29 protein-coding genes are annotated in these 22,898 nt (G+C 68.1%); 10 read left to right on the forward strand and 19 right to left on the reverse strand.

The genetic code is table 11. The features are described 5' to 3' along the window. The coding region (locus EHW97_RS10165; protein ID WP_124237063.1) for a DUF222 domain-containing protein at window positions 1-952 on the reverse strand (952 nt) is incomplete at its 3' end. 336 nt (window positions 953-1,288) lie between these two features. Here EHW97_RS10165 and EHW97_RS10170 point away from each other — a divergent pair. The 6 genes from EHW97_RS10170 to EHW97_RS10195 all read left to right on the forward strand — a co-directional run bounded on the left by EHW97_RS10170 (window position 1,289) and on the right by EHW97_RS10195 (window position 4,963). Next, a complete protein-coding gene (locus EHW97_RS10170) occupies window positions 1,289-1,972 on the forward strand; it encodes a VOC family protein (protein ID WP_124237064.1) in 684 nt (227 codons plus the stop codon). Window positions 1,973-1,991: 19 nt separating this feature from the next. Continuing rightward, on the forward strand, window positions 1,992-3,053 hold the full coding sequence (gene dapE / locus EHW97_RS10175) for a succinyl-diaminopimelate desuccinylase (protein WP_124237065.1): 1,062 nt from the start codon (window positions 1,992-1,994) through the stop codon (window positions 3,051-3,053). Further along, window positions 3,050-3,781: an LOG family protein gene (locus tag EHW97_RS10180; RefSeq protein WP_124237066.1), complete on the forward strand. Its 732-nt coding sequence runs from the start codon at window positions 3,050-3,052 to the stop codon at window positions 3,779-3,781. The genes dapE and EHW97_RS10180 overlap by 4 nt, the downstream gene beginning before the upstream one ends. A gap of 4 nt (window positions 3,782-3,785) precedes the next feature. After that, window positions 3,786-4,343 (forward strand): DNA-3-methyladenine glycosylase I, encoded by a 558-nt coding sequence (locus tag EHW97_RS10185; protein ID WP_279432310.1) that lies wholly within the window; start codon window positions 3,786-3,788, stop codon window positions 4,341-4,343. Between the two features lie 112 nt (window positions 4,344-4,455). Next, window positions 4,456-4,617: a DUF3117 domain-containing protein gene (locus tag EHW97_RS10190; protein ID WP_166367472.1), complete on the forward strand. Its 162-nt coding sequence runs from the start codon at window positions 4,456-4,458 to the stop codon at window positions 4,615-4,617. A 4-nt stretch (window positions 4,618-4,621) separates the two neighbouring features. Continuing rightward, window positions 4,622-4,963, forward strand: coding sequence for a hypothetical protein (locus EHW97_RS10195; protein WP_124237068.1), 342 nt, complete (start codon window positions 4,622-4,624; stop codon window positions 4,961-4,963). Between the two features lies 1 nt (window position 4,964). Here EHW97_RS10195 and EHW97_RS10200 read toward each other — a convergent pair whose 3' ends face one another. After that, window positions 4,965-5,630 carry an O-methyltransferase gene (locus EHW97_RS10200; protein ID WP_341770291.1) on the reverse strand — a complete coding sequence of 222 codons (666 nt, stop codon included), beginning with the start codon at window positions 5,628-5,630 and terminating at the stop codon, window positions 4,965-4,967. Window positions 5,631-5,778: 148 nt separating this feature from the next. On the opposite strand from EHW97_RS10200, the gene sigE reads away from it, so the two are divergent. Together sigE and glsA are read left to right on the forward strand one after the other, a co-directional pair. Continuing rightward, window positions 5,779-6,330 carry an RNA polymerase sigma factor SigE gene (gene sigE / locus EHW97_RS10205; RefSeq protein WP_124237070.1) on the forward strand — a complete coding sequence of 184 codons (552 nt, stop codon included), beginning with the start codon at window positions 5,779-5,781 and terminating at the stop codon, window positions 6,328-6,330. Window positions 6,331-6,341: 11 nt separating this feature from the next. Next, window positions 6,342-7,502, forward strand: coding sequence for a glutaminase A (gene glsA, locus EHW97_RS10210; protein ID WP_124237071.1), 1,161 nt, complete (start codon window positions 6,342-6,344; stop codon window positions 7,500-7,502). Between the two features lie 2 nt (window positions 7,503-7,504). Here glsA and tatB read toward each other — a convergent pair whose 3' ends face one another. The 4 genes from tatB to EHW97_RS10230 all read right to left on the reverse strand — a co-directional run bounded on the left by tatB (window position 7,505) and on the right by EHW97_RS10230 (window position 10,811). Continuing rightward, window positions 7,505-7,801, reverse strand: coding sequence for a Sec-independent protein translocase protein TatB (gene tatB, locus EHW97_RS10215; RefSeq protein WP_243696387.1), 297 nt, complete (start codon window positions 7,799-7,801; stop codon window positions 7,505-7,507). A 26-nt stretch (window positions 7,802-7,827) separates the two neighbouring features. Further along, on the reverse strand, window positions 7,828-8,970 hold the full coding sequence (locus tag EHW97_RS10220; RefSeq protein WP_124237073.1) for an Mrp/NBP35 family ATP-binding protein: 1,143 nt from the start codon (window positions 8,968-8,970) through the stop codon (window positions 7,828-7,830). 66 nt (window positions 8,971-9,036) lie between these two features. Continuing rightward, window positions 9,037-9,552 (reverse strand): DUF1003 domain-containing protein, encoded by a 516-nt coding sequence (locus EHW97_RS10225; RefSeq protein ID WP_124237074.1) that lies wholly within the window; start codon window positions 9,550-9,552, stop codon window positions 9,037-9,039. After that, the gene (locus EHW97_RS10230; RefSeq protein ID WP_166367473.1) at window positions 9,549-10,811 is read right to left on the reverse strand and encodes a magnesium transporter MgtE N-terminal domain-containing protein; all 1,263 of its coding nucleotides are present in this window, start codon (window positions 10,809-10,811) and stop codon (window positions 9,549-9,551) included. Before EHW97_RS10230 ends, EHW97_RS10225 begins: the two co-directional genes overlap by 4 nt. Before the next feature lie 54 nt (window positions 10,812-10,865). Between EHW97_RS10230 and EHW97_RS10235 the strand changes: the two genes are divergently transcribed. After that, on the forward strand, window positions 10,866-11,747 hold the full coding sequence (locus EHW97_RS10235; protein ID WP_208001988.1) for a DMT family transporter: 882 nt from the start codon (window positions 10,866-10,868) through the stop codon (window positions 11,745-11,747). Window position 11,748: 1 nt separating this feature from the next. Here the strand turns inward: EHW97_RS10235 and EHW97_RS10240 are convergent, their stop codons facing one another. Genes EHW97_RS10240 through EHW97_RS10250 form a run of 3 tightly spaced genes read right to left on the reverse strand, consistent with a single transcriptional unit; the run spans window position 11,749 to window position 14,203 of the window. Beyond that, window positions 11,749-12,249: a hypothetical protein gene (locus EHW97_RS10240; RefSeq protein WP_124237075.1), complete on the reverse strand. Its 501-nt coding sequence runs from the start codon at window positions 12,247-12,249 to the stop codon at window positions 11,749-11,751. Continuing rightward, window positions 12,246-12,848 (reverse strand): hypothetical protein, encoded by a 603-nt coding sequence (locus EHW97_RS10245; protein ID WP_124237076.1) that lies wholly within the window; start codon window positions 12,846-12,848, stop codon window positions 12,246-12,248. The genes EHW97_RS10240 and EHW97_RS10245 overlap by 4 nt, the downstream gene beginning before the upstream one ends. 8 nt (window positions 12,849-12,856) lie before the next feature. Next, window positions 12,857-14,203 (reverse strand): hypothetical protein, encoded by a 1,347-nt coding sequence (locus EHW97_RS10250; protein ID WP_124237077.1) that lies wholly within the window; start codon window positions 14,201-14,203, stop codon window positions 12,857-12,859. Window positions 14,204-14,209: 6 nt separating this feature from the next. Between EHW97_RS10250 and EHW97_RS10255 the strand changes: the two genes are divergently transcribed. Further along, on the forward strand, window positions 14,210-14,545 hold the full coding sequence (locus EHW97_RS10255; protein ID WP_124237078.1) for a DUF192 domain-containing protein: 336 nt from the start codon (window positions 14,210-14,212) through the stop codon (window positions 14,543-14,545). Window positions 14,546-14,550: 5 nt separating this feature from the next. Here EHW97_RS10255 and EHW97_RS10260 read toward each other — a convergent pair whose 3' ends face one another. The 10 genes from EHW97_RS10260 to EHW97_RS10305 form a co-directional block, all read right to left on the reverse strand. Beyond that, entirely contained in the window at window positions 14,551-14,955 is a 405-nt protein-coding gene (locus EHW97_RS10260; RefSeq protein WP_124237079.1) for a hypothetical protein, read from the reverse strand. Window positions 14,956-14,971: 16 nt separating this feature from the next. Next, window positions 14,972-15,667, reverse strand: coding sequence for a hypothetical protein (locus EHW97_RS15335; protein WP_166367474.1), 696 nt, complete (start codon window positions 15,665-15,667; stop codon window positions 14,972-14,974). A 5-nt stretch (window positions 15,668-15,672) separates the two neighbouring features. Further along, on the reverse strand, window positions 15,673-15,885 hold the full coding sequence (locus EHW97_RS10270; protein WP_124237080.1) for a hypothetical protein: 213 nt from the start codon (window positions 15,883-15,885) through the stop codon (window positions 15,673-15,675). A gap of 119 nt (window positions 15,886-16,004) precedes the next feature. Beyond that, window positions 16,005-16,670 (reverse strand): response regulator, encoded by a 666-nt coding sequence (locus tag EHW97_RS15340; RefSeq protein WP_124237081.1) that lies wholly within the window; start codon window positions 16,668-16,670, stop codon window positions 16,005-16,007. A 15-nt stretch (window positions 16,671-16,685) separates the two neighbouring features. Beyond that, window positions 16,686-17,834: a sensor histidine kinase gene (locus EHW97_RS10280; protein ID WP_124237082.1), complete on the reverse strand. Its 1,149-nt coding sequence runs from the start codon at window positions 17,832-17,834 to the stop codon at window positions 16,686-16,688. Beyond that, window positions 17,824-18,720, reverse strand: coding sequence for a type II secretion system F family protein (locus EHW97_RS10285; protein WP_124237083.1), 897 nt, complete (start codon window positions 18,718-18,720; stop codon window positions 17,824-17,826). Before EHW97_RS10285 ends, EHW97_RS10280 begins: the two co-directional genes overlap by 11 nt. Window position 18,721: 1 nt before the next feature. Then, window positions 18,722-19,642, reverse strand: a complete 921-nt coding sequence (locus EHW97_RS10290) for a type II secretion system F family protein (protein WP_124237084.1) — start codon at window positions 19,640-19,642, stop codon at window positions 18,722-18,724. Further along, the gene (locus tag EHW97_RS10295) at window positions 19,639-21,003 is read right to left on the reverse strand and encodes a TadA family conjugal transfer-associated ATPase (protein WP_243696388.1); all 1,365 of its coding nucleotides are present in this window, start codon (window positions 21,001-21,003) and stop codon (window positions 19,639-19,641) included. Before EHW97_RS10295 ends, EHW97_RS10290 begins: the two co-directional genes overlap by 4 nt. After that, window positions 21,000-21,332 carry a TadE family protein gene (locus EHW97_RS10300; RefSeq protein WP_166367475.1) on the reverse strand — a complete coding sequence of 111 codons (333 nt, stop codon included), beginning with the start codon at window positions 21,330-21,332 and terminating at the stop codon, window positions 21,000-21,002. Before EHW97_RS10300 ends, EHW97_RS10295 begins: the two co-directional genes overlap by 4 nt. 5 nt (window positions 21,333-21,337) lie before the next feature. Beyond that, the gene (locus EHW97_RS10305; RefSeq protein ID WP_124237086.1) at window positions 21,338-22,897 is read right to left on the reverse strand and encodes a P-loop NTPase; all 1,560 of its coding nucleotides are present in this window, start codon (window positions 22,895-22,897) and stop codon (window positions 21,338-21,340) included. Between the last annotated feature and the right edge of the window lies 1 nt (window position 22,898).

A 22,898-nucleotide genomic window follows, 5' to 3' on the forward strand; every position in this document is an offset into this window, starting at 1 on the left:
AGGTGCCGTCGCGGAAGCGGATTGCGTTGCGTAGGTGGTGCGAGGGGTATCGGCCGTCGTAGCGGGTGGCGAGGATGTTGTCGCGGTCGTCGGTGGTGAGCCGGTACCAGAACGGGTTGCCGCTCTCGGCGAGTGTGCGCAGCACGTTCGCGGGGATCACCCAGTCCTGGTCGGCGCTGATCGCGGGCTGGTCGTCGATCCCGGCCACCGTGGAGGCGGGCACCATGACACCGATCGCCATGTTCGGCGTGCGGGCGGGCTCGTTGTCGGGGTCGATGTGGTCGAGCGCGTCGACGAGCAGGTCGGCGCGGCGCTGATGCAGGGTCCGGTCGTCCTCACTGAGTGACTTCGCGGCGTGGTCGAGGCGCTGATCGATCCCAGCCAGGACATACGAGGGCAGGTTCTCTGCGAACAGGTCGCCGGTGCCGTCCTCATGATGATGAATCGTGACCGACCGTTCGGCGACGACGTCCTCGTACCGCTTCTCGACCTCATCGGGCTCGACGCGGGCGATGAACCGCTTCACCCACCGCCGCAACTCGCCGACGGTGTGCGTGGCCGCATACGCGACGCTGCGTCGGTCGAGCTTTTCGACCGATTGCTCGCGGGTGAGTTTCCATGCGCCGTTCGCGATGACCGAGACGCGAGCGGCGTCGATCTCACCCTCGCCGAACGCCTTCCAGACAGTGGGTAGGTCATCTCGAGCAGTCTCAGCCTCGTGAATCCGACCCGCGGCCTGATGCTCGCTCCAGCCGTTCGCCTGGGCCACCACCGACCGCACCGCGGCCAGAGCAAGGTCGCGCTGCTGCGGCTCGACCTCCCGCTCAATCCGCGCCGTCTCGGCGTCGAGGAACTTGAGCATCGCAGCCCAGCGTCGGTAGTCCATCTGAGCACTCTCGCGCCGCAGTTCGGCCATGAAGGCCACCTGCGCGTCGGGCGTGCTCTCGATCATGTTCCCAATCTAGAGAAGGCCACCGACACTTTCCGCATCTTGTGCACAGCCCCTGATCGGGTGGTCGAGTAGGAGGTCGCTCAGCGACCGACATGGAGCCATCGCAAGAGGGGCGTAGCCGCGATGGAGCGAGCCCACGTCACCCCACTGGTCTCGCTCCGTGGCGGCTACGCCCCCGTTGCCACGGCTCCATTGGCCCTCGTCCCTCGGGCCTACTCGACCACCTACGTCGGGGGCTTGCCGCTACTCGACCAACTACGACGGGCCCGCCGCTGTGCGACCGCGCCCGCTCGCTGGTTGCTCGCGGGTGTCGGCGGACGGGGTTAGCGTGAGGGCATGGCTACGGCGCTGGTGGAATTCAAGGATCTGTGCATTGACGCGGTCGATCCGCATCGCGTCGGTCCGTGGTGGGCGGAGCGGCTCGGGTTGCGGTTCGAGGCGTTCAACCACAACGGTGAGGGAGTGCTGCGCGGCGACGATCCGGGCCAGACCATCTGGCTCAATCGCGTCCCCGAGCCCAAGAGCGTCAAGCAGCGCGTCCACCTCGACCTGTCCGCGCACGATCTCGAGCCCTTCGCCTCGTCTCCGCAGCTGAGCGAGGACGGCCAGTTCCCGTGGACCGTATTCGAGGACCCGGAGGGCGGCGAGCTCTGCGTCTTCGTCGTCGAGCCGCACCATCGCACCGGGCTCAAGGACGTGGTGGTGGACGCCGCCGACCCCGAGCGCATCGCCCACTGGTGGGGCGAGGTGTGGGGCGTGCCCGCCCAGGACGGCGACGGGTACAGTCACCTCGACGGCATCCCCGGAGCGCCGGTGGAATCGTTCGATTTCGTCCCCGTGCCCGAACCGAAGGCCGTCAAGAACCGTATCCACTGGGACGTGCGGCTGCTTCCGGGAGCGACGCTCGATGACCTCGTCGATCGCGGGGCGACGATCCTGCGGCCTCGTGACCAAGAGATCCGGTGGACGGTCATGGCCGATCCGGAGGGCAACGAGTTCTGCGTCTTCGAGCGTGCATGAGACGCCCTAGGGTGGGGACGTGCCTGAACTCGATCTGTCGGTCGACGTCGTCGACCTCACCGCCGACCTCGTCAATATCGCCTCGGAGAGCCTCCACGAGGCTGATATCGCCGACGCGGTCGAACGGTCGCTCTCGGTCCTGCCGCACCTGACGGTCCGCCGCGATGGTCACACGCTCGTCGCCGCCACGTCGCTCGGTCGTTCCGAGCGGGTCGTCATCGCCGGGCATCTTGACACTGTTCCTGAGAACGGGAACCTGCCGGCGCGCCTCGAGGGGGACACCCTGTGGGGCCTGGGCACCTGCGACATGAAAGGCGGGGTTGCGGTGGCGCTCAAGCTCGCTGCCGAGCTGAACGCTCCCGTCCGTGACGTGACGTACGTCTTCTACGAAGCCGAGGAGATCGCTGCCGAACACAACGGCCTCGGCCGCATCGCGCGTGAGCATCCCGAATGGCTCGAGGGCGACTTCGCCATCCTCATGGAGCCCTCCAACGCGGGCGTCGAGGCGGGATGCCAGGGCACGATGCGAGTCGAGATCCGCACCACCGGCGAGCGGTCGCACTCGGCGCGCTCCTGGATGGGCAGCAACGCGATCCACAAGCTCGCGCCTGCGCTCGCCACGCTCGACAGGTACGTCGCCCGCGAGGTCGAGATCGACGGCCTGGTGTACCGCGAAGGTCTCAACGCCGTGGGCGTGCGTGGGGGAGTGAGTGGCAACGTCATCCCCGATGACGCCGTGCTGACGGTGAACTTCCGCTTCGCGCCCGACCGCAGCGAGAACGAAGCGCTCGCTCACTTGCGTGAGGTGTTCGAGGGCTTCGACCTCATCGTCACCGACTCCGCCCCAGGCGCCCTGCCCGGCCTGGATCGGCCCGCCGCGGCCGCCTTCGTCGAGGCGGTCGGTGGACAGGTCGGCCCGAAGTTCGGCTGGACCGACGTCGCCAAGTTCACCCTGCTCGGGATCCCGGCCGTCAACTACGGACCCGGCGATCCCTCTTTCGCGCACAAGGCCGACGAGCACGTCCGCGTCGCCGAGGTGCGTTCCGTGCACGAACGACTGACAAGGTGGTTGACCTCATGACCGAGCAGCGGCCCTCGGAGTACCGGCGCGGTCCGATGCGCCTGCGACGCGACCAGGTGCCCGACTCGACGACGGATCAGCGGTTGCTGGACCACCGCGGTCCGCATGACTGGGTCCACACCGATCCCTGGCGAGTCCTGCGGATCCAGGCGGAGTTCGTCGAAGGCTTCGGCGGCCTGGCCGAGCTCGGCAAGTCGGTCGCGATCTTCGGTTCCGCCCGCACCGCCCCCGACGCTCCGATGTACGAGGCCGCGCGCCGCATCGCTCACCGTCTCTGCGAGGAGGGATACGGCGTCATCACCGGCGGCGGCCCGGGGATCATGGAGGCGGCCAACCGGGGCGCGAGCGAGTGCGGCGGCGTGTCCGTGGGCCTGGGCATCGAACTGCCGCACGAGCAGAGTCTCAACGACTGGGTCGACATCGGCATCAACTTCCGGTACTTCTTCGTGCGCAAGACGATGTTCGTGAAGTACTCGCAGGGGTACATCGTCATGCCCGGCGGTTTCGGCACGATGGACGAGCTGTTCGAGGCGCTGACCCTCTCGCAGACCGGCAAGATCACCACCTTCCCCATCGTGCTGTTCGGCACCGAGTACTGGGGTGGCCTCATGGACTGGCTCCGCACCACGATGCTGCCCGCCGGAATGATGGTGCAGGAGGACCTCGACCGCATCCACGTCACCGACGACGTGGAGGACGCGGTGCGTTGGTTCGTCGAGAAGGACTGACGCGGTGGAGGTGCGGTGCGCCTGGGCGACGGACGTCGATCCGCTCATGCGCGAGTATCACGACACCGAGTGGGGCCGCGAACTTCACGGTGACGTCGCCCTGTTCGAGCGGCTCAGCTTGGAGGCGTTCCAGTCCGGACTGAGCTGGTCGATCATCCTGCGCAAGCGCGAGGCGTTCCGTGCTGCCTTCGCGGGTTTCGACCCGGCCGCCGTGGCGGCGTTCGGCGCCACTGACATCGAGCGACTGATGGAGGACGCCGGAATCGTGCGCAACCGGCGCAAGATCGAGGCCACCGTGGCCAATGCCCGTGCGGTCGTGGAGCTGGACGGTGGACTCGATGCGTTGATCTGGGCGTTCCGCCCCGCCTCCCATCCAGCGCCGCGGACGATGGCCGAGGTGCCGGCGGTGACGGTGGAGTCCACCGCGCTCGCCAAGGAGCTCAAACGTCGCGGTTTCGCCTTCGTGGGGCCGACCACCGCCTATGCGCTCATGCAGGCCACCGGCATGGTCAACGACCACCTCGCCGACTGCGTCGCGCGTCCCATCGGACGCGCCGACTGACCGTTCCAGGGACAAACGTGGACGGGTCTGTCGCCTCGTGTCGGTGCGATAGGCGATAATGGACAGGCACGGCGGGCGCCATCGCCCGTCGTCCACGACGAGAGGGGAACAGATGGCGGCGATGAAGCCTCGGACCGGCGACGGACCGATGGAGGTCACCAAGGAAGGACGCTGCATCGTCATGCGCGTCCCGCTCGAGGGTGGCGGACGACTTGTCGTCGAGCTGACCAACGAGGAAGCAGAGACACTCGGCGAAGCTCTCAAGGCTGTCTGAGCACGTGTTCGGACTCTCGGTGCGCTGGTCGTTGACCAGCGCACCTGCGGGTGCCCTGGAGAAGCTCAGGGCCTATGTGGAGGACGAGTCCTTCACGCGCTTCGCCAACCTCCCCGGGCTGCGCTTCAAGACATGGCGCGCCCGCGAGGGGGAGTGGTTCGAGGGGACCTACGTTTTCGTCTCGGCCGAGGCGCGCCAGGAGTTCCAGAACGAGTTCACGGCCGCCGCCGACCAGGCGCCGGCCACGCTCGCGGTGGGGGTCGCCCCCGTCATCGAGCCCTTCGAGGTCGTCGCGGTCGTGCGCGGCCCTGCGGGGTTCCGTTCAGCGCCCCGCTTCGAGCAGTAGGTCAGCCCGCGACCTGCACGGCCAACAGGCCGTCGCCGAGCGGGATGAGGAGGCTGCGCAGCGATTCCTCGTTGCGCACGCGGGTGATGAGATCGCGGATCGCCGTCGTCTGCGGGTCGCGCTGGGCCGGATCGGCGACACGGTCGTGCCAGAGGGCGTTATCGAAGACGATGACGCCGCCGGGCCGGACCAGCCGCAGCGCCTCGTCCAGGTACTCGCCGTACTCGACCTTGTCGCCGTCGACGAACACCAGATCGTAGCCGTGGTCGATGAGCCGGGGGAGTACCTCGAGCGCTGAACCGGTGATGAGCCGGAACCGCTGAGGAGCGATCCCGGCGGCAGCGAACGCCTCGCGGGCGAGCCGCTGGTGCTCGGCCTCGAAGTCGACCGAGGTCAGGACGCCGTCCGGGGCCATGCCGCGGAGCAGATAGAGGCCCGAGACGCCGGCACCGGTGCCGATCTCGGCGACGGCCTTGGCCGACACCGAGGCTGCGAGGAAGGACAACGCGGCGCCTGCGCCCGGGCTGACCGGAGTGGCTCCGAGCCGCTCGCCGTGGGCGCGCGCGCTGGCGGCGTGGTCGTCTTCGGGGTGCAGGTCTTCGGCGAAGGCCAGGCTCGCTGCGGTGGTGATGATGCTCTCCTCGTCCGAACCGTTGTCGTGCCTCAGCCTAGCGCTTCGTCACTGCGATGCCGGGCCGGACTCGCGGACACAGCGACATCATGAGACACTGTTAGTGAAGAACGTCACAAGGCGACTGGGCGAACCGTCAGCCGTTTCTGGGGCTCTTCTCAGTATCACGTCCGAGGATCGAGACATGGAGTCGAACACACAGCGGTGGGACGAGATCGTCGAAGCGCATTCGGCCCAGGTGTACCGCTTGGCCTACCGCCTCACCGGTAACCGCCAGGACGCCGAGGACCTCATGCAGGACGTCTTCGTGCGCGTGTTCAACTCGCTCGACAGCTACGAGCCGGGTAACTTCGCCGGTTGGATTCACCGCATCACCACGAACCTGTTCCTCGACAAGGCCCGTAAGGCACAGCGGCAGAAGACGCTCGCGCTCTTCGACGGCGCCGAGGAGCGGATGCCCAGCGCCGACGTGCTTCCCGAGTACGTGGTGCACGACGCCGGTTTCGATCCCGACGTCGAGTCCGCGCTCGCTTCGCTTCCGCGTGAGTTCCGTGTCGCCGTCGTACTCTGCGATGTCGAGGGTCTCAGCTATGAGGAGATCTCCGACGTCCTCAACGTCAAGCTGGGAACGGTGCGTTCACGCATCCACCGGGGCAGGGCACAGCTTCGCGCGGCCCTCTCGCACCGAGAGCCGTCGCGCGGCCGCACACGCTTCCTGGGTCCCGTCGGCGTGTGAGCATAGAGGGCATGGACAGCGACCCCGTTGCCGATGCCCTGACCTCGGTCCTGGACGACCTTCGCGATCAGGACGACGGCGAACTCGCCGCTGAGAACGCCGTGGACGCGCCGGAGTCGGACCTGTTCGCCCTGGTGCTCGTCGGCCCCTTCGGCGACGTCCATGCTGCCGGCGACGCCGACCACCGTTTCACCGTGCAGTCGATCTCCAAAGCGTTCGCGTTCGCCCTCGCGCTGCAGTCGCACGGTCGTGACGCCGTGTTCGAGAGAGTCGGTCTGGAACCGACCGGGGAGCCGTTCCATGCCATCAGCGTCGAGCCGGAGACGGGGCGGCCGGCCAACCCGATGATCAACGCCGGTGCCATCACCACGACGTCCATGGCTCCGGGTGGCGACGCCGACGCGAAAGTCGATGCCCTGCTCTCGTTCATGTCCCGGTGCGCGGGACGCGATCTCGCGGTGGACGAGGACGTCGCAGCGGCCGAGTCGGAGTCCAGCGATCGCAATCGCGGGCTCGCCTACGTGCTCGCATCCCACGGCGCCCTGGCCTGCCCTGTCGACGTTGCACTCGACGCGTACTTCCGCCAGTGCGCCGTACGCGTCGACGCCCGCGACGTCGCCACGATGGCGGCCACCCTCGCCTTCGGTGGCCGCAATCCCGTCACCGGTGAGCAGGTCATGGACGCGGCGGTCGCTCGCGACGCGGTGTCCGTCATGGCGTCCTGCGGGATGTACGACGCCTCAGGGGAGTGGGCCGCGCGGGTCGGGCTTCCCGCGAAGAGCGGCGTCTCCGGGGGCATCACCGCCGTCGATCCCTCGGAGTTCGGCGTCGCGGCGTTCAGCCCGAGGCTCGACGCGGTGGGCAACAGCACGCGTGGCGTGCGGGCGCTCGAGGAGCTCTCCCATCGCTTCGGGCTCCACATGTTCGCCGACCGCCCCGAGACATCGGCGCCTCTGGTCAATCTCGAACACGAGGACGACCGCACGGTGGTGCGCCTCCAAGGGCACATCGGCTTCGGTACAGCCGTGCAGGTGGCGCACCGGATGAGGGAGGAGGCCCGCGAGGGCCGCGCTGTCGCGCTCGACATGTCCGACGCCGACCGGCTCGATGACGCGTGCGGCACGATCCTGCGCCGCGTCGCCGAGGAACTGTACGCCGAGATCAGCGACTGAGATCAGGTGGCCTCGTCGTCGAACGGCGGGATCTCACCGGGGCGGAGGATGCGCGTCTCCTTCACGGGGGACGGGGTCGTGCCGCTGTCCTCCTCGAGGAGTTCCCGGACGCTGGCGCGGGGATCGAGGTCGCGCCAGTCGTCACCGATCTCGCGTTGGAGGTCCGACTTGGCGTTGTCGGCCATCTGCTTGACCGTCCGCACCATCCGTGCGGCCTGGCGGGCGAGCTCTGGCAGCCGGTCCGGGCCGAACACGATCATCGCGACGATGAGGATGACCGCGATCTCCGGCCAACCCATTCCGAACACGGATCAGGGCCTTGAAATCACAGGCGACCGGCGGGAGACAGCCCGAGCTGCATGCCGGCGAGCCCACGCTGGCGACCACTCAGCGTGTCGGCGATGTCCTGCAGCACCGTCGCCGACGGCGCCGCGGGATCGGCCGCCACGATGGGATGGCCGGTGTCGCCTCCCTCGCGCAGCTTCTCCTCGAGCGGAACGCGGCCGAGCAGCGGGACGTCGTAACCAAGGCGTGCGGTCAGGCCCTTGGCCACCTCGTCGGCGCCGCCGGAGCCGAAAATCTCCATGCGCTCACCGTTGGGGAGCTGCAGGTATGACATGTTCTCGATGACGCCGACGACGCGCTGGTGCATCATCGAGGCCATCGTCCCGGCGCGCTCGGCCACCTGGGCGGCGGCCTGCTGCGGAGTGGTCACCACGACGACCTCGGCCCCGGGCAGATGCTGTCCGAGGCTGATCGCCATGTCGCCCGTGCCGGGGGGAAGGTCGAGGAAGAGGGCGTCGAGGTCGCCCCAGTACACGTCGGCGAGCATCTGCACGAGTGCGCGATCGAGCATCGGGCCGCGCCACGCGACGACCTGGTCCTTGCGGGGCTTGAGCATGCCGATGCTCATGACCTTCATGCCCTCGGCCGCCGGGACCGGCATGATCATCTCCTCGACCTGCGTGGGGCGCTGGTCGCCCAGGCCGAGCATGTCGGGGATCGAGTGTCCGTAGATGTCGGCGTCGACGATGCCGACCTTGAGACCGCGACGCGCCATCGCGAGGGCGAGGTTGACGGTGACCGACGACTTGCCGACGCCGCCCTTGCCCGAGGCGATCGCGTACACCTTGGTGAGCGACCCGGCCTGCGCGAACGGGATCTCGCGCTCGGCGCGGCCGCCGCGCAGGTGCTCCTGCATGGCTTTGCGCTGCTCGTCGGTCATGACGCCCATCTCGACCGAGACGAGGTGCGCCGGGGCGACCTTCGTGACCGCCGCCGTGACATCGCGGTTGAGCGTGTCCTTCAGCGGGCAGCCGGCCACGGTGAGCAGGAGGCGCACCGTGATCGAGTCGTCGGTGATGGTGACGGTGTCGACCATCCCGAGCTCGGTGATCGGTCGCTTGATTTCCGGGTCGTTGACGGCGTTGAGCGCCTCGCGGACCTGGTCTTCGGTGACGGCAGCCATGGCTCCCATCGTACGGCCCTGCTCCAGCCCGGACGGCGGCCGCCCGCGAGGCGGACCGCCGACGGGTCAGCGGGGGGTCTGCTCGGCGGACTCGGTGTCGTCGCCGCGCTCCAGCTCGGCGACGAGGGAGCGCAACTCGCTGCGCAGGAAGTCGCGTGTCGCGACCTCGCCGAGGCTCAGCCGCAGGCTGGCGACCTCGCGAGTCAGGAACTCCATGTCCGCGTGGGCACGGGCCGCGGCATCGCGGTCCTGTTCGGCCGCGATGCGGTCGCGGGCCTCCTGCCGATTCTGCGCGAGCAGGATCAACGGAGCGGCGTAGGACGCCTGCAGCGAGAGCATGAGCGTCAGGAAGATGAACGGGTACTCGTCGAAGCGGGGACGGTCCGGACCCCACGGCACGTTCCAGACGATCCACACGGCGATGAAGATCGTCATCCACATGATGAACGTCGCCGTGCCGAGGAAGCGTGCCGCGCCCTCAGCGAACCGGCCGAAGCGTTCAGGGTCGGGTTCGCGGCGCGGACGCAACGATCGGCGCAGCTCTCGCGGTTGGTCGAGTCGTGCGCGCTCTCGATCGGTCATCGGACCAGACCCCCTTCCGTGGACGTGTCGTCTTGTTCGCGCCACCCCTCGGGCAGCAGATGGTCGAGGACGTCGTCGATTGTGACCGCACCGAGGAGATGCTGGTTCTCGTCGACTACGGGCAACGCGACCATGTCGTAGGCGGCCAGGAGGTTGGCGACGTGGGACAGCGAGGCCTCCGGGCGGGGCCAGTCGATGTCGCCCTCGACCATGGCGCCGACCAGCGTCGACGGCGGTTCACGCAGCAGCGCCTGGAAGTGCACCACCCCGAGGAAGCGTCCGGTGGGCGTCTCGACCGGAGGACGGCAGACGTAGATCATCGCGGCGAGTGCGGGCGGGCGTTCCGGCTCGCGGACCATGGCGAGCGCCTCCGCGACGGTCGCCCCCGGGGGCAGGATCACCGGTTCGGTCGTCATCATGCCGCCGGCGGTGCGGTCCTCGTAGATCATGAGGCGCCGCACGTCCTCGGCGTCATCGGGTTCCATGAGCCGCAGGAGCTGCTCGGCCGCCTGCGCCGGGAGTCCGCCCAGGAGGTCGGCGGCGTCATCGGGGCTCATCTCCCCGAGCACGTCGGCGCCGCGCTCGGGATCGAGGACGCCGAGGATCTCTGCCTGGAACTTCTCCGGCATCTCCTCGAGGACGTCGGCGAGCCGTTCGTCGCCGAGCTCCGCGACGATCTCCAGACGCCGCTTGGGCGTCAGATCCCGCAGCGCGTTGGCGAGGTCCGCCGGACGCATCTCGTCCATCGTGGCGAGCAGGTGCGTGGCGCCTTGGCTGATCTCCTCCTGGGCGAGACCGGTCAGCTGATCCCATTCCAGAACATGGCTGGCCCCGCGCCGGCCGAAGCGCTTGCTCTTCTCCTGAACGGCGACGTCGGAGACGTACCAGTCCCGTCGCGGGTCCTGGTCGATGGCGATGTCGTAGACCGTGCCGGTCAGCCCCTCACCGAAGGTGACGGTGCGGTCGAAGAGCTCGTGCACGGCGAGCGTCTCGGCACGTCGCTTCTCGAACCGGCGGACGTTGAGTACGCCGGTGGTGATGATCTGTCCTGAGTCCATCGACGTGACGCGGGTGATCGGCAGGAAGACCCGTCGTCGTCCGAGTACCTCGACGACGAGGCCGAGCACGCGAGGACGTTGTCGTGCAGACCGCACGGCGAGCACCACGTCGCGAAGTTTGCCGACCTGGTCGCCCACGGGATCGAAAACGGCCTGCCCGACGATGCGGGACAGGAAGATGCGTCCGGTGGTCGTGCTCACGCTCAAACCCTACCGGCGTGAGGCCGCGGCAGCCCCACGCGCGAGACTGTGACGGTGACCGTACTGCTGCTCGCCGTCGCGATCCTCGGAGTTTCGGCCTCAGGACCGTTGATGGCAGCGACGACGGCTCCGGCGCTGGCGATCGCGTTCTGGCGCAACGCGGCTGCGACGGTGCTGCTCGCCCCGACGGCGTTGACCAGAGGGCGCGGAGAGCTGACGACGCAGAGCCGTCGGCGTTGGCTGCTGGTGGCCTTCGCCGGGGTCATGCTCGCCGCACACTTCGCGACGTGGATCTCCTCGCTCAAGCTCACCTCGGTCGCCGCTGCGATCGCCCTCGTGTCGATGCAGGTCCTCTGGGTGGTACTGATCGACGTGGTGCGCGGCGTGCGTCCGGGGCTCGCCGTCGTGGCGGGGTGCGCTTTGGCCATCGGGGGAGTCTTCGTCATCACCGGCGTCGATCTGTCGCTGTCGCGCGATGCCCTCATCGGTGACGGTCTGGCGCTGGCGGGCGGCCTGTTCGCCGCGCTCTACGTGGTCGCGGGGGCACGGGCGCGCGAGACGCTCGGCACGACGACCTACACATTCCTCGTCTACGGCGTCTGCGGCGTGACCTTGCTCGCGGTCTGTCTCATCGGCGGCGTGCCACTCGGCGGATTCGCTGCGCGAGACTGGGCGCTCATCGCCGCGGTCACCGTCTGCGCGCAGTTCCTCGGGCACTCGGTCATCAACCACCTGCTCGCCGTGATGACGCCGGTGGTGATCTCGCTGGCGCTCCTGCTCGAAGTGCCGGTGGGGGCGATGCTCGCCGCGATCTTCCTCGGCGAGGCACTGCCGTGGGCGACCTATGGCGGGCTCGTGCTGATCCTCGCCGGGTTGGCGGTGGTGACGCTCGCGCGCGGGCGCCGTCAGCCGACGGAGACTCTGGTCGGCGACTGAGTCAGACGGGCCAGCGGAACCCGCGCCGGCGGAGGACGAGTCCGACGACGAACAGCGCCGGAGTGGCGACCAGCGCGCCGATCGTGATCGTGCGCGAGGTGCTCTCGGCCATCCGCGAGGAGAGCGCGAGCTCCTGGACCCCGCCGCCGCTGCACGAGAGCCGCTCGAGCGAGAGGAACTCGTCGTCCAGCAGCAGCACAGCAGACTCGCCATCGACCTGCGTGGTGCGCTCCTCGGCGAGACCCAGCAGCTCGCCGTTGCTCGTGCAGCGCACCGACGCTCGGTCCACCTCGGCGGGCAACGCCCAGATCGCGACATTGCGCCCAGGCTCGCTGACGCGGAACTCCTCGCCGGCGCTGTGACGTTCAGCCGAGAAGGTGCCCGGCATGGCCCCTTGCTCGTGCGCCATCCACGCAGCGAACGGTCCGACTACGAGAGCGGCCAGGCAGGCGATCGCGAAGAGTGAAACGGTGCGGTGCATCGAGGACGCTCCGTCGTTCACGCGCCCTCCGTGATCTTCACGTCGTCGGACACGCGAATGGTGGCCAGCGCATCCTCGAGGTGATCGGCAGCAGGACTGCCCTCCTCAGCGCGGACCGTGGCTTGAACCTGGTAGCCGTTCTCCAAGTCGAGAACGAGGTGAGCCGTCGGATGCGGCACCGTCTCCTCAGCGCCCACCTCAGCGGTGTAGGTGGCGTACCACGCGACCTCCGCGCCCGGCCACACCAACTCGGACATCTCGTCGCCGGACGCCTGTTCCTGGTTCTTGGCGCTGGTGACGAACGTCTGCGCCTGCGTCTTGGCCGGGAACCGAGCCTCGGGAAGCACCATCACGATGATGCCGCCCGTCGAGCCGGAGCTGCTCGGCTCGTCAGCGAAACCGATGCGCGCGGTGCCCTCGGTGGAGTCGGGGAGTTCCAGCTCTTCCCACTCGGGCGGGGTTGCGAACGTGACCCCACCGATCTCCTGTTCGGTCCACCCCTCAGGAGTCTCGATCGGCTTGAGAGCCTGGTCGTCGGGCACGGAGTCACCTCCTCCGGAGCAGCCGGCGAGCATCACGGCACCGAGGAGACCGAGGGCGATCGTTCGTCGAGCACGCATGCAGGCCATCATGCCGCACAGCCGGGACGCTCGACCCAGCCCGTGCCGTCGTAGTACTCGGCCCCGGTCGTGGTGATGCTGGTGTCACTCCACTCAGCACCGCCGCCGAGCTCGCCGCCGAGCTTGCCGGTGATGTTGAAACCGTTGGTCGACACGTCTTCGGTGAAGGTCTCTCGCCACATCTTGCCGTGGTCGCGGGCGAACTCGCCGAGGTCTCGACCGACGGAGGCGGCGTCGAAACCAGGGACGGCCCAGGCGCTGGAATCCACGTCGGGGAAGACGCCGTTGAGCGGCAGACCGACGGCCCACATCGTGCGGGCGGCGAGGTCGCGGCCCTCCTGCGTGTCGAGCGGGATCTCGATCGTGGTGCGGGTCGTCTCCGGCGTCTCCTTGTTGGACGGGTCGTCGTAGGCGTACGCGTCGCCCATCGTCGAGGAGACGAGACGCATGGCGGTCGGATTGCCGTCGGCGTCGCGATCGACCTCGACGATGGCGCCCATGGCACCTTGCAGTCCTGCTCCGGCGACAACAACGCCGGCGCTCAGCTCGCCTTCCATCGAGGCCTCGAAGTACTCGGTGCTGGTGCCGTCGGAGCGGTAGCGCGTGCCGAGGAACGACTCGACTTGGCCCGTGGCGCCGGCGTCGCCGTTCAGCAGCGTGGCGTTCGCCGAGCCCTCGGTGCTCTGACCGGCCGCTTCGTACCACTCATCGGGTTCGCGCTGCTCGTGCTCGCCCGCGCCGAAGGCCCAGTCCCAGCCGTCGCGAATTGGATTGTCGTCGCCGAGCCAGAAGTCCTTCGTCTCGTCGGTGCCCTTCTGGGACAGGATCTCCTGGGCCTCCTCAAGGGAGTCGGCGATGTAGACGTCGCCGCTCTTGCCGACGAGGGACGATGACGCGCCCGCCTGTGCCTCGACACCGATGCGGTCGCCGTCGACGGTCACGGTCGCGCCGAAGCCGATACCGACGGTGCCTCCGACCCCAAGGTCGGTCATGCGGGTCAACCGGAACGTGCCGTCACCGAGCTCCTCGATCAGCCAGCCCTCCGAGGCGCTGATCTTCACGAAGGTGATGCCGACCTGTCCGCTGGTGGAGCTGCCGGATCCGTTGATGACGCAGGGCTCGCTGGGAAGGTAGTCCGAGGGCGGGCGCGCCGCGGTGTCGGCGTCGCCGCAGTTGCCCTGACCGAGGGTGACGATCTTGCAGATCGTCGAAGCGATGGTGTTGCCCATCCGATCGCTCTGCGTCGTCGTGGCCACGATGACGGCGGCGACGAGGATGGCGGCGGTGACGATGATGCCGGTGAGCTCGAGCGAGCCCTGTCCACGCTCCTGGTGGCGGCGTCCGCGGGCTACCATCGCGCCATGACGCGACTGATCGTGGACGGCCGGGATGTGGCGCCGGTGGAGATCGCTGACACGGCCAGAAGCCGCCGGCGTGGGCTGCTCGGCCGAGACGGGATCGACGGCGCCCTCTGGCTGCGTCCCTGCCGGCACGTGCACGGCTTGCGAATGCGGTTCGACCTCGATATCGCGCACGTCACGCGCTCCGGGCACGTGATCGCCGTCGATGTGCTGCGCAGAAATCGTCTCGGGTCCTTTCAGCGAGGGACGGCCTCGATCATCGAAGCCGAACGTGGTGCCTTCGAACAGTGGGGACTCGTGGCCGGCTCGCACGTGGCGGCCGAACCTGCGTCCTGAGGCGCTCATCGCCGGACTCCTGCGACGTCCTGAGCGGAGCGCACGCGCTTGACGGCGAGGCCGATGAGAATGGCGGTCACGATCCAGGCCCCGAAATCGAAGGCCATCGCCATGGTGGTGTTGCCGTCGGCCCACCATTGACCGACGAAGGAACGCCCGATCCAGGAGAACGGGTTGAGGGCCCAGCCGATGCAGAGCCCGACAACCTCGGGAAGCGGGAAACCCTCGGCTTCGCGCCGGTTGGCGCTGCGCGACGCCACGACGAGCATCACGGCGATCACCAGGGCGGTGCGAATCCACATGCCGCCCGTGGTGCTGCCGTTGATGCCCACGAAAGCGGCGACGAGGTTCGCGAGGGCCGTGGCGATCGCGCACCCGAGTGCGGTCACCACCACTGCGGTGCGTTCCATGTCGATACCTCTCAGATCATGCCACCAGGCGGGGCTTCAGGTCGTCCAGTAGGGCGGAGATCAGTCCCCCGGGAAGTTCGTAGTCCGGGTCCTCGACCGTCCCCTGGTCCTCGACGATCCACTCGCGCCCATCACACGTGATGATCCGATCTGGTCCGGGCTGTGGCGGAGGAGGCGGGGTCTCCTCGGGGGGCTCTTCGCCCTCCTCGGGCGGCTCGGTCGGCTCCGGCGTGGGCGTCGGCTCGACCTCCTCGTAGTCGAACGAGCAGTTCGGAAGGCCTACCTCAGCCCGGGCGTAACTGCGGACCGGGTTGGTGCCCGCCTTGACCGGCGGACTCTCCACCTCGGCCTCGACTACCCACGTCAGGCCCTCCAAGCGTGAGCTGTATGACACGAGTCGGGCCTGTGAATCGTTGCGGCTCATGTAATTCTGCGCGGCCGTCAGGCCGCTGTCGGTGAGGTCCGCGAGGTTGCCCCAGCCGCCGCTCCAAGACCCGGAGAGCAGGACGCTCTCGAGGTCGCCGACGATACCTTCCGCTCCGGCGAGGGCGGCGGCGTCTGCGGCAGTACGGTTGCGGGACTTGGCGTCGGTGGCGGTGGCGATCGGGAACACCATGAGGGTGAAGACCGCCAGTCCCACGAGAACGCCGGCGACCACGAGCAGGCTCGCGGCGGCGCCGCGCTCCCGCCCGTGGTCGCGTGAACGCTGCACGATCATCAGCCGCCCAGCGAGGTGATCTTGTTGATGCCGCTGGTGATGGCGCTCGAGATGGTGTCGCCGCCACCGAGAGCGGTCACGATCGCCGTGACGAGGATGCCGGCGACGATGACGATGCCGACGTACTCGAGCGTGCCCTGGCCCTCTTCCTTGTCGCGCGGAGCGGCGACCATCGAGGTGAGGGTGGCGTAGAGGGCGATGAGCTTGTCCATGGTGTCTCCTTGTGATGCTGTGGCCCGTTCGTCGGACCGGGTGGTCTGCGGCCGGGTGTTCCCGACAGCCATGACATTACGGAGAGTCGAGCCGGGACGGATGGGCCCGGCGACCCAACTCAGGGCCCAACCTCCGCGGACTCGTGGCGGGACTTGGGGCTCAGCCACAGGCTGATCGCCTCCGCCCGGGTCGTCACACCGAGCTTCGGGAAGATGCGGTTGAGGTGGTTCTTGACCGTCTTCTCGGCGAGGAACAAGGTGCTGGCGATCTCGGCGTTGCGTTTGCCGGCAGCGACGAGTTCCATGATCTCGCGTTCGCGTTCCGACAGATGAGCGGCGGCCGGGTGGCCGCTGTCACGAGTCGACGGCGCAGCGGAGGGAGAGAGCAGTGCCTGGGTGGCGGCGGGCCCCCAGACGGTCGAGCCGTTGGCGACGGAGACGATGGCGGCGAGGATCTCGTCCCCATCGTGATGTCCGTACACGAGATAACCTCGGGCGCCAGTCTGCATCGCCTCGCGTACGGTCGCCTCGTCATCGTTGTTGGTGAGCATGACGAAGCGCGTCAGATCCGCTACTCGATGGAGGGCGCCGAGGCCGTTGAGGCGAGGCATGCGGATATCGCAGAGCGTGACGTCGGGTCGTTCGCGCTCGACCAGTTCGACCAGCTCCTGCCCATCGGACGCCTCGCCGATCAGCTCAACGCGGTCGCTCGACTCGAGGAGGCTCCGCAGACCCATACGAACGACCGCATTGTCGTCGGCGATCGCGACCGTGACAGCTGACATGCGTCCCCCTAGGACTTAGGCGTTCTCGAGCTGTGGGCAGAGTGGAATGGTGGCCTGTGCACGCGTGCCCCGGCCGGGCGTGCTCTCGATACTCAGCTCCCCGTCGAGCAGCGCCAGGCGTTCGTGCGCCCCGGTGAGCCCGAAGCGCGTGGAGGGCACCCGGGCCGGATCGAAACCCACCCCGTCGTCCTCCACCCGGATGGTCCACGTGGGCTCGCTGGCGAAGGCGACGACGACCTGCGACGCCTGACTATGTCGGCGGATGTTCTCCAGCAGCTCGCCGAGGATGAGATCGATCTGGAGGAGTACCGCGGCAGACAGCTCGTCCCAGCGGGGGTCCTCGGCGCCCTCGAGCTTGACCGTCCCGTTGAACCCGGCTTCCAGTTCTTCCACGTGCCGTTGGACGATCTCGGCGAAGGACAGTTCGCTCTCGCGCAACCCCTCGAGCAGCATGCGTGCTTCGCTGGTGGCGTGCGTGGCGGCGGCCGCGATCTCCTCCGATCGCCGTGCGGCCCTCTCCGGATCTTCGCGAATCCAGCGGGGGAGCGTGGCGGCGGCGATCTGTATGCCATGGAGGGACTTGGCGACGGAGTCGTGCATGTCGCGAGCGAGGCGCAGCCGTTCGGACTGCCGACCGGATCGCGCTTCGAGCATCGTGATGGTGCGCCACTTGGCGACGGTGTCCTCGTGGAGTCGTCGGGTGGCGGAGCCGAGCAACACGATCACGGCCATCGCCACCGGAACTGTCCACTCGACAGCGTCGAGCGCGGGGCGGTCGGCGGTGGCGAGCGAGGCGAGGACGAACGTGGCGACGAGGACGACGGCCAGCATCGCCGCATACCACCGCGGCAAGTAGATACCGATGAGCAATGCCGTGGAGAGCGCATACAGGGCAAGCAGGCTGTCGGCGCCTGCCGCACCCGCGACGAGGCCGGCGAGCAGCGTATCGACGACGATCAGGATGGGGTGACGCGCGATGACGCGGGTGACGGTTTCGGTGCGGAACAGCCCGAGTGCCGCGATCACGGTCAGCAGGACGACGAGGAGCACTTCCAACCGTCGGTCGACCGGCGTTGCAGCAACGCCGACAAGGATGACCCCCATCCGCGCCAGGAAGGTCACCTTGGTCAGCCGGGTCAGCAGATCGTGCGCCTCATCCGCCACTGAACACGCTCCCGAGATCGATCCCCGAGCCGAGGTAGAGGCCCACGGCGATCACCGCCACTGTCGGGGGCACCATGACGATGGAGACGACGAGGGTGACCCGCGGTACCATCTGCGCAGCACGGCGCCGCGCGCGCTGTGAAGCGTCCCTGCGGCTGTCACGAGCGATGTGACTGAGGCTCTCCGCGAGAGGAGCGCCTAGTTCTTCTGCTTGGAGGAACGCCGAGACGAAGGAGTTCATCGCTTCGGACTGGCACCGATCCCGCAGATTGGTGAACGCGCGTCGACGCGGAACGCCCACGTCGAGTTCGCGCAGCGTCTGCATGATCTCGTCGTGCAGCGGTCCCTCGAACCGCGACGCCACGCGCTCAAGGGCCGATCGGAAGCCGATGCCGGCACCGACGGTCACGGCGAGGATATCGAGCATGTCCGGAAGGTCGGTGTCGATCTGGTCGCGCCGGTTCTTCAGGTGTCCGCTCAGCCGGCTCATCGGGAACAAGTAGATACCTGCGAGAACGGCGACGGCCGAGAGCGGTTGCCCGAGGGACAGCAACGCGAGGGAGGCAGTCCCGAGGAGGATGGCGTACTTGACGACCAATTCCAGGAACGTCGTCACGGTCATCCCGTTGGGACGGCCTGCCATCTCGATGCGCAACCGCAGCGCCTCGATGCGCTTGGCGCCGAGGAGTGACTCGAGTACCGGTGCGTAGCGTCGCGCGATGCGGTCGAGCGGCCCGAGACGCTGCTTCTTCTGCGCCTTGTCGCGCAGCAGGGCGATGTCGGCGACATCCAATCCGGCGAGCGTGTCGGCCCGGGCCGCCCGGTACCCGGCGACGAACATGATCGCGACGGCCACGCTGGCGAGGCCGAACAGCAGAGGCAGCATGTCAGACCTCCACCCGGGTCATCCGTCGTACCAACCACACGCCGAACGCATAGATGCCGCCTGCGGCGATGAGCGTGATCCGGCCGACGTTGCTGCGCAGCATCGCGTCGACGCTGCCCTCATTGATCTGCTCGATGAGGAAGAGCGAGAGCAGGCCCATGCCTAGGACGGCATATGCCGTCGCCACCGTCTGGGCGTAGGTCGTGCGGATCTCCCGACGCAGTTCCTTGCGAGTCTCCAAGGTGGTGGCGATGTCGCGCAACGCGGACACCAGGGCGCCGCCGGAGCGGGCGCTCACGATGAGCGAATTGACCAGGACCGAGACCTCGCGCGACGGCAGGCGCTTCTCCATGTCGCCGACAGCCTCTTCCAGGGAACGCCCGAGCCCGAGTTGGTTGCTCACCTCGGTGAGCTCGGAACGCGCTGGTTCCTCCATGTCTTCGGCGGCAAGCGCGATCGCGGTGCGCACCGAGAGTCCGGCGGAGGCGGCGTTCGACAAGGTGCGGGCCAAGTCCGGCATCTGAGCGATGAAGGCTTCGCGCCGTTGGTCGGCCTTGCGGCGGACGTACCAGCGAAACGCGTAGACGCCGAGCAGCACGCCGAGAGGGAACAACAGCCAACTGAGCATCGATCCGAGAATGACCCCCAGGCTGACGCTCGCAGCGATGATCAGCGCAGTGAGCTGCGAGATGGTCAGCGGTGCGCCGATCTGCAAGCGCGCGGCCTCGAGCGTTGGGCCCACCGGACTGGACTGAATGAGCCGGTCAAGGCGAGCGGTCGACGCGCGCCCGGTTCCCTCGTCATCGCGAGGGTCGATGGCGCGTCGCAGCCGGCTCAGCTCGTTGCTGGCCGTGAGGAACTGCGTGATGGCCAACAGGAAGAGCGCGAGAGTCGCGATGAGCAGCAGGACCGAGACGGTCACGGCGCGAGCCTCCTGCCCACGGGCTGATCTCCGAGCGCGACCGGGATGCCCTCGGGCAAGTACCCCTGGTTACGCTGCAGACGCGCTGCCATGCTGCGCGGGATGCTGCCAATGACGTGCGACCCGCGCGTCGTGCCGTCAGTACGGTTCTCGTCGAAGCGCGAGACGACGTGGGAACGGCGGTTGCCGTCGTCGTCGGCGGGGACGAACATGACGACTTCCATGACGCGGCGGGTGCCGTCACTGGCACGATTGAGCTGCACGATGACGTCGACCGCGCTGCGCACCTGCTCGCGGATCGCCGTGAACGGCAACTCGAGGTCGCTCATGCTGGCGAGCGTCTCGAGACGATGAATGGCGTCTTCGGGGGAGTTGGCGTGCACTGTCGTGAGTGAACCCTCGTGACCGGTGTTCATGGCCGAGAGCATGTCCATCGTCTCGCCGCCGCGGACCTCGCCGACGATGATGCGGTCCGGACGCATACGAAGGCTGTTGCGGACCAGGTCACGGATGGTGATCTGTCCTCGGCCTTCGACGTTGGCGGGACGCGATTCCAGCCGGATGACGTGCTGCTGCTGCAGCGACAGCTCGGCCGCGTCCTCGATCGTGACGATGCGCTCACCGTCGGGGATCGAGGCCGAGACCGCGTTGAGCAGCGTGGTCTTACCCGAACCTGTGCCTCCCGAGACGACGACGTTGAGCCGGGCTTTGACGCAGGCGTCGAGGAACGCCGCGACCGGCGCCGTGAGGGTGCCGCGGTCGATCAGTTCCTGCATCGTGAACGGCTTGGGGAACTTGCGGATCGTCAGCACGGGACCGTCGAGCGAAAGCGGCGGAAGGATGACGTTGACACGTTCGCCGTTGGGCAGACGCGCGTCGACCATGGGGCTGGACTCGTCGACACGGCGGTTGACCTCCGAGACGATCCGGTCGATCGTCTGCAGCAACTGCTCGTTGTTGACGAAGCGCGCCTTCGCACGTTCCACCTGACCGAAACGCTCGACGAAGATCGTCGATGGTCCGTTGACCATGATCTCGGTGATGGAGTCGTCGAGCAGCAGCGGTTCGAGGACGCCGAGGCCCAGGGTTTCGGCGACGACGCGCCGCACTAGACTCGCTCGTTCACGGCTCGACAGCAGCGGACCGTCTCGCCCCACGAGGTGTGCCATGACGCGTTCGAGTCGCGCGCGGCGCTGCGACAATTCGAGGCGGGAGAGCTCGTTGAGGTCGATCTCCTCGAGCAGCTTCTCGCGGAACTCCGCGACCAGCGCGTCGTCGCTAGCCTCGGCGTCGGCCTGGATGTCGCGGCTGACGGCATCGGCTGTGCGCAGCGAGTCGGACTTGAACGTCTGACGCTTCACGGCATGACCGCCTTACGCTCGATCGTGAAGCTCATTCCCGGAATGATCACGGGGATGTCGGCCTGCACGCGAACCCCATGACCGGGGCCGTAGGTCTCGACGCGGTGGCGCATCCACGACGGCAGGGCACTGTCCACGGCGGCGCTCGCGTTCTGGTCGAGCGAGTACGCGCGTGCGCCCTGTCGTGCGGCGGTCTGGGTGGCAGTCACGCCGTACAGCGCGAACGCGCCCTGGATGAAGACGAACAACACCAGAACGGCGAGCGGCACGAGGGCCGTCATCTCCAGTGCAGTGGTACCGCGGTCACGGTGCAGCTGTCGCGTGCGCATCGGCATCACTCCTGAACGTAGTGAACGGTCGAGGTGTAGGCCAGCCCATTGAACGACAAGCCGGGAGCGAAGATGGGCAACTCGGTACGCACGCGAACGGACTGCGCCGGAGTCGAGACGCTCATGCCGTTCTCGATCCAGCCCGGCACCGCAGCACGAGCGTCCCGGCTTACTTGCGAAGGCGAACCGCCGATAGCCGCCGAACGAGCCCCTTCGTCGGCCGCATTGCCCGTGTACACGATCGCGACCGCCCACAGCGCGACCTGCCACAACAGCGCCATGGTCAAGAGTGCAAGCGGGAAAAGTGCAGTGAATTCCAGTGCCGCTTGTCCGACCTCGGCGCGGCGCGACCCGAGAAGACCTCGGCGCTGCTTCGCTTTGACGCGAGGTGCTTCGGGCCCGCTGTCGCCGAGCAAGCCGAGCTCGCCCGCGAGCTGGTCGATCGCGGCCCAGTGGTCCTTGTCGTCGACCTTCTCGGGGTTCTGGTGGTTGATCCCCCGCTCCAGAGTCTTGGGAGCATCGGGGATGGAGGTCTTGAGCGGAGCCACCGGCACGAGACGTGCGGCTGCTTCGGGCTGGATCTCGTGGTGTCGGGAGACCTGCGAGAGCAGAATCGACACCTGCTCGGGCTCGCGTGACCCGAAACGCTGCCAATGCGTGATCGTCCGGTGGACGGCGCGCAGGGAGAGGACGTCCGGCGTGGAGACGAGAACGGCCTTGTTGGCGACTTCCACCGCGGCAGCGCTGCTCGGCGTGACGTGAGAACCGGCGTCCACGATGACGATGTCGAACTGTTGGCGCAATGCTGCGAGGATGATGACCGTCTCGCGTTCACCGATCTCGCCCACGTCCTCCAAGCGCGTGGGAGCCAGCAACGTGGCGACGCCGTCGGCGCGCCGGTGAAGTGCGGAGTTGATCGTCGCGACGCTGAGGTCGTCGGACACCTTCGCGAGATCGGAGATGTCGAGGCGGTGCGTCACTCCGAGGAGAGTGCCGATGTCGCCAGCCTCGAGATCCAGATCGACGAGGCAGACACTACGACCGCGCACTGCCCGAACGAGGTGGTGAGCCAGGTGCGCCGCCACGGTCGTCGTGCCGACGCCTCCCTTGGCACCCGCGACTACGATCACCGATCCTCGCGACAACGCGCCGTCCGACGGCGTCGAATCCTGGGCGAGCAGCGAGCGCATCGTGGCGGACCACTGAGCGGCCGCCTCGAATCGCTGGACGAGCTCGTCGAGAACCAGAGGACGGGCAAGGACGCCGCGCGCGCCCGCATCCATGGCTGCGGCGAACAAGTCCGACGAGGGATTGTCCGCCACGACGAGGACTGCCGTGCCGGGGTAGCGGGCGACGAGCGTCCGCACCGTGTCCATCGCCGAGACGGGACCCAACCCCTCGTGAACGAACGCCACATCGGGCTGGTGCGTGCCGACGAGGCGCTCCAAACGAGCGCTGGTGTCGGCGATGTCGACGACCGTGGCGTCCTCAAGCTCGGCGAGGAGCCCGGCGAGTTCGGCCGCGGCGTCCTGGTGGGGGGCGGCGATGATGACCTTTGTGCTCATG

The organism is Aeromicrobium camelliae, assembly GCF_003850045.1.
In the GTDB taxonomy this organism is placed as follows: domain Bacteria; phylum Actinomycetota; class Actinomycetes; order Propionibacteriales; family Nocardioidaceae; genus Aeromicrobium; species Aeromicrobium camelliae.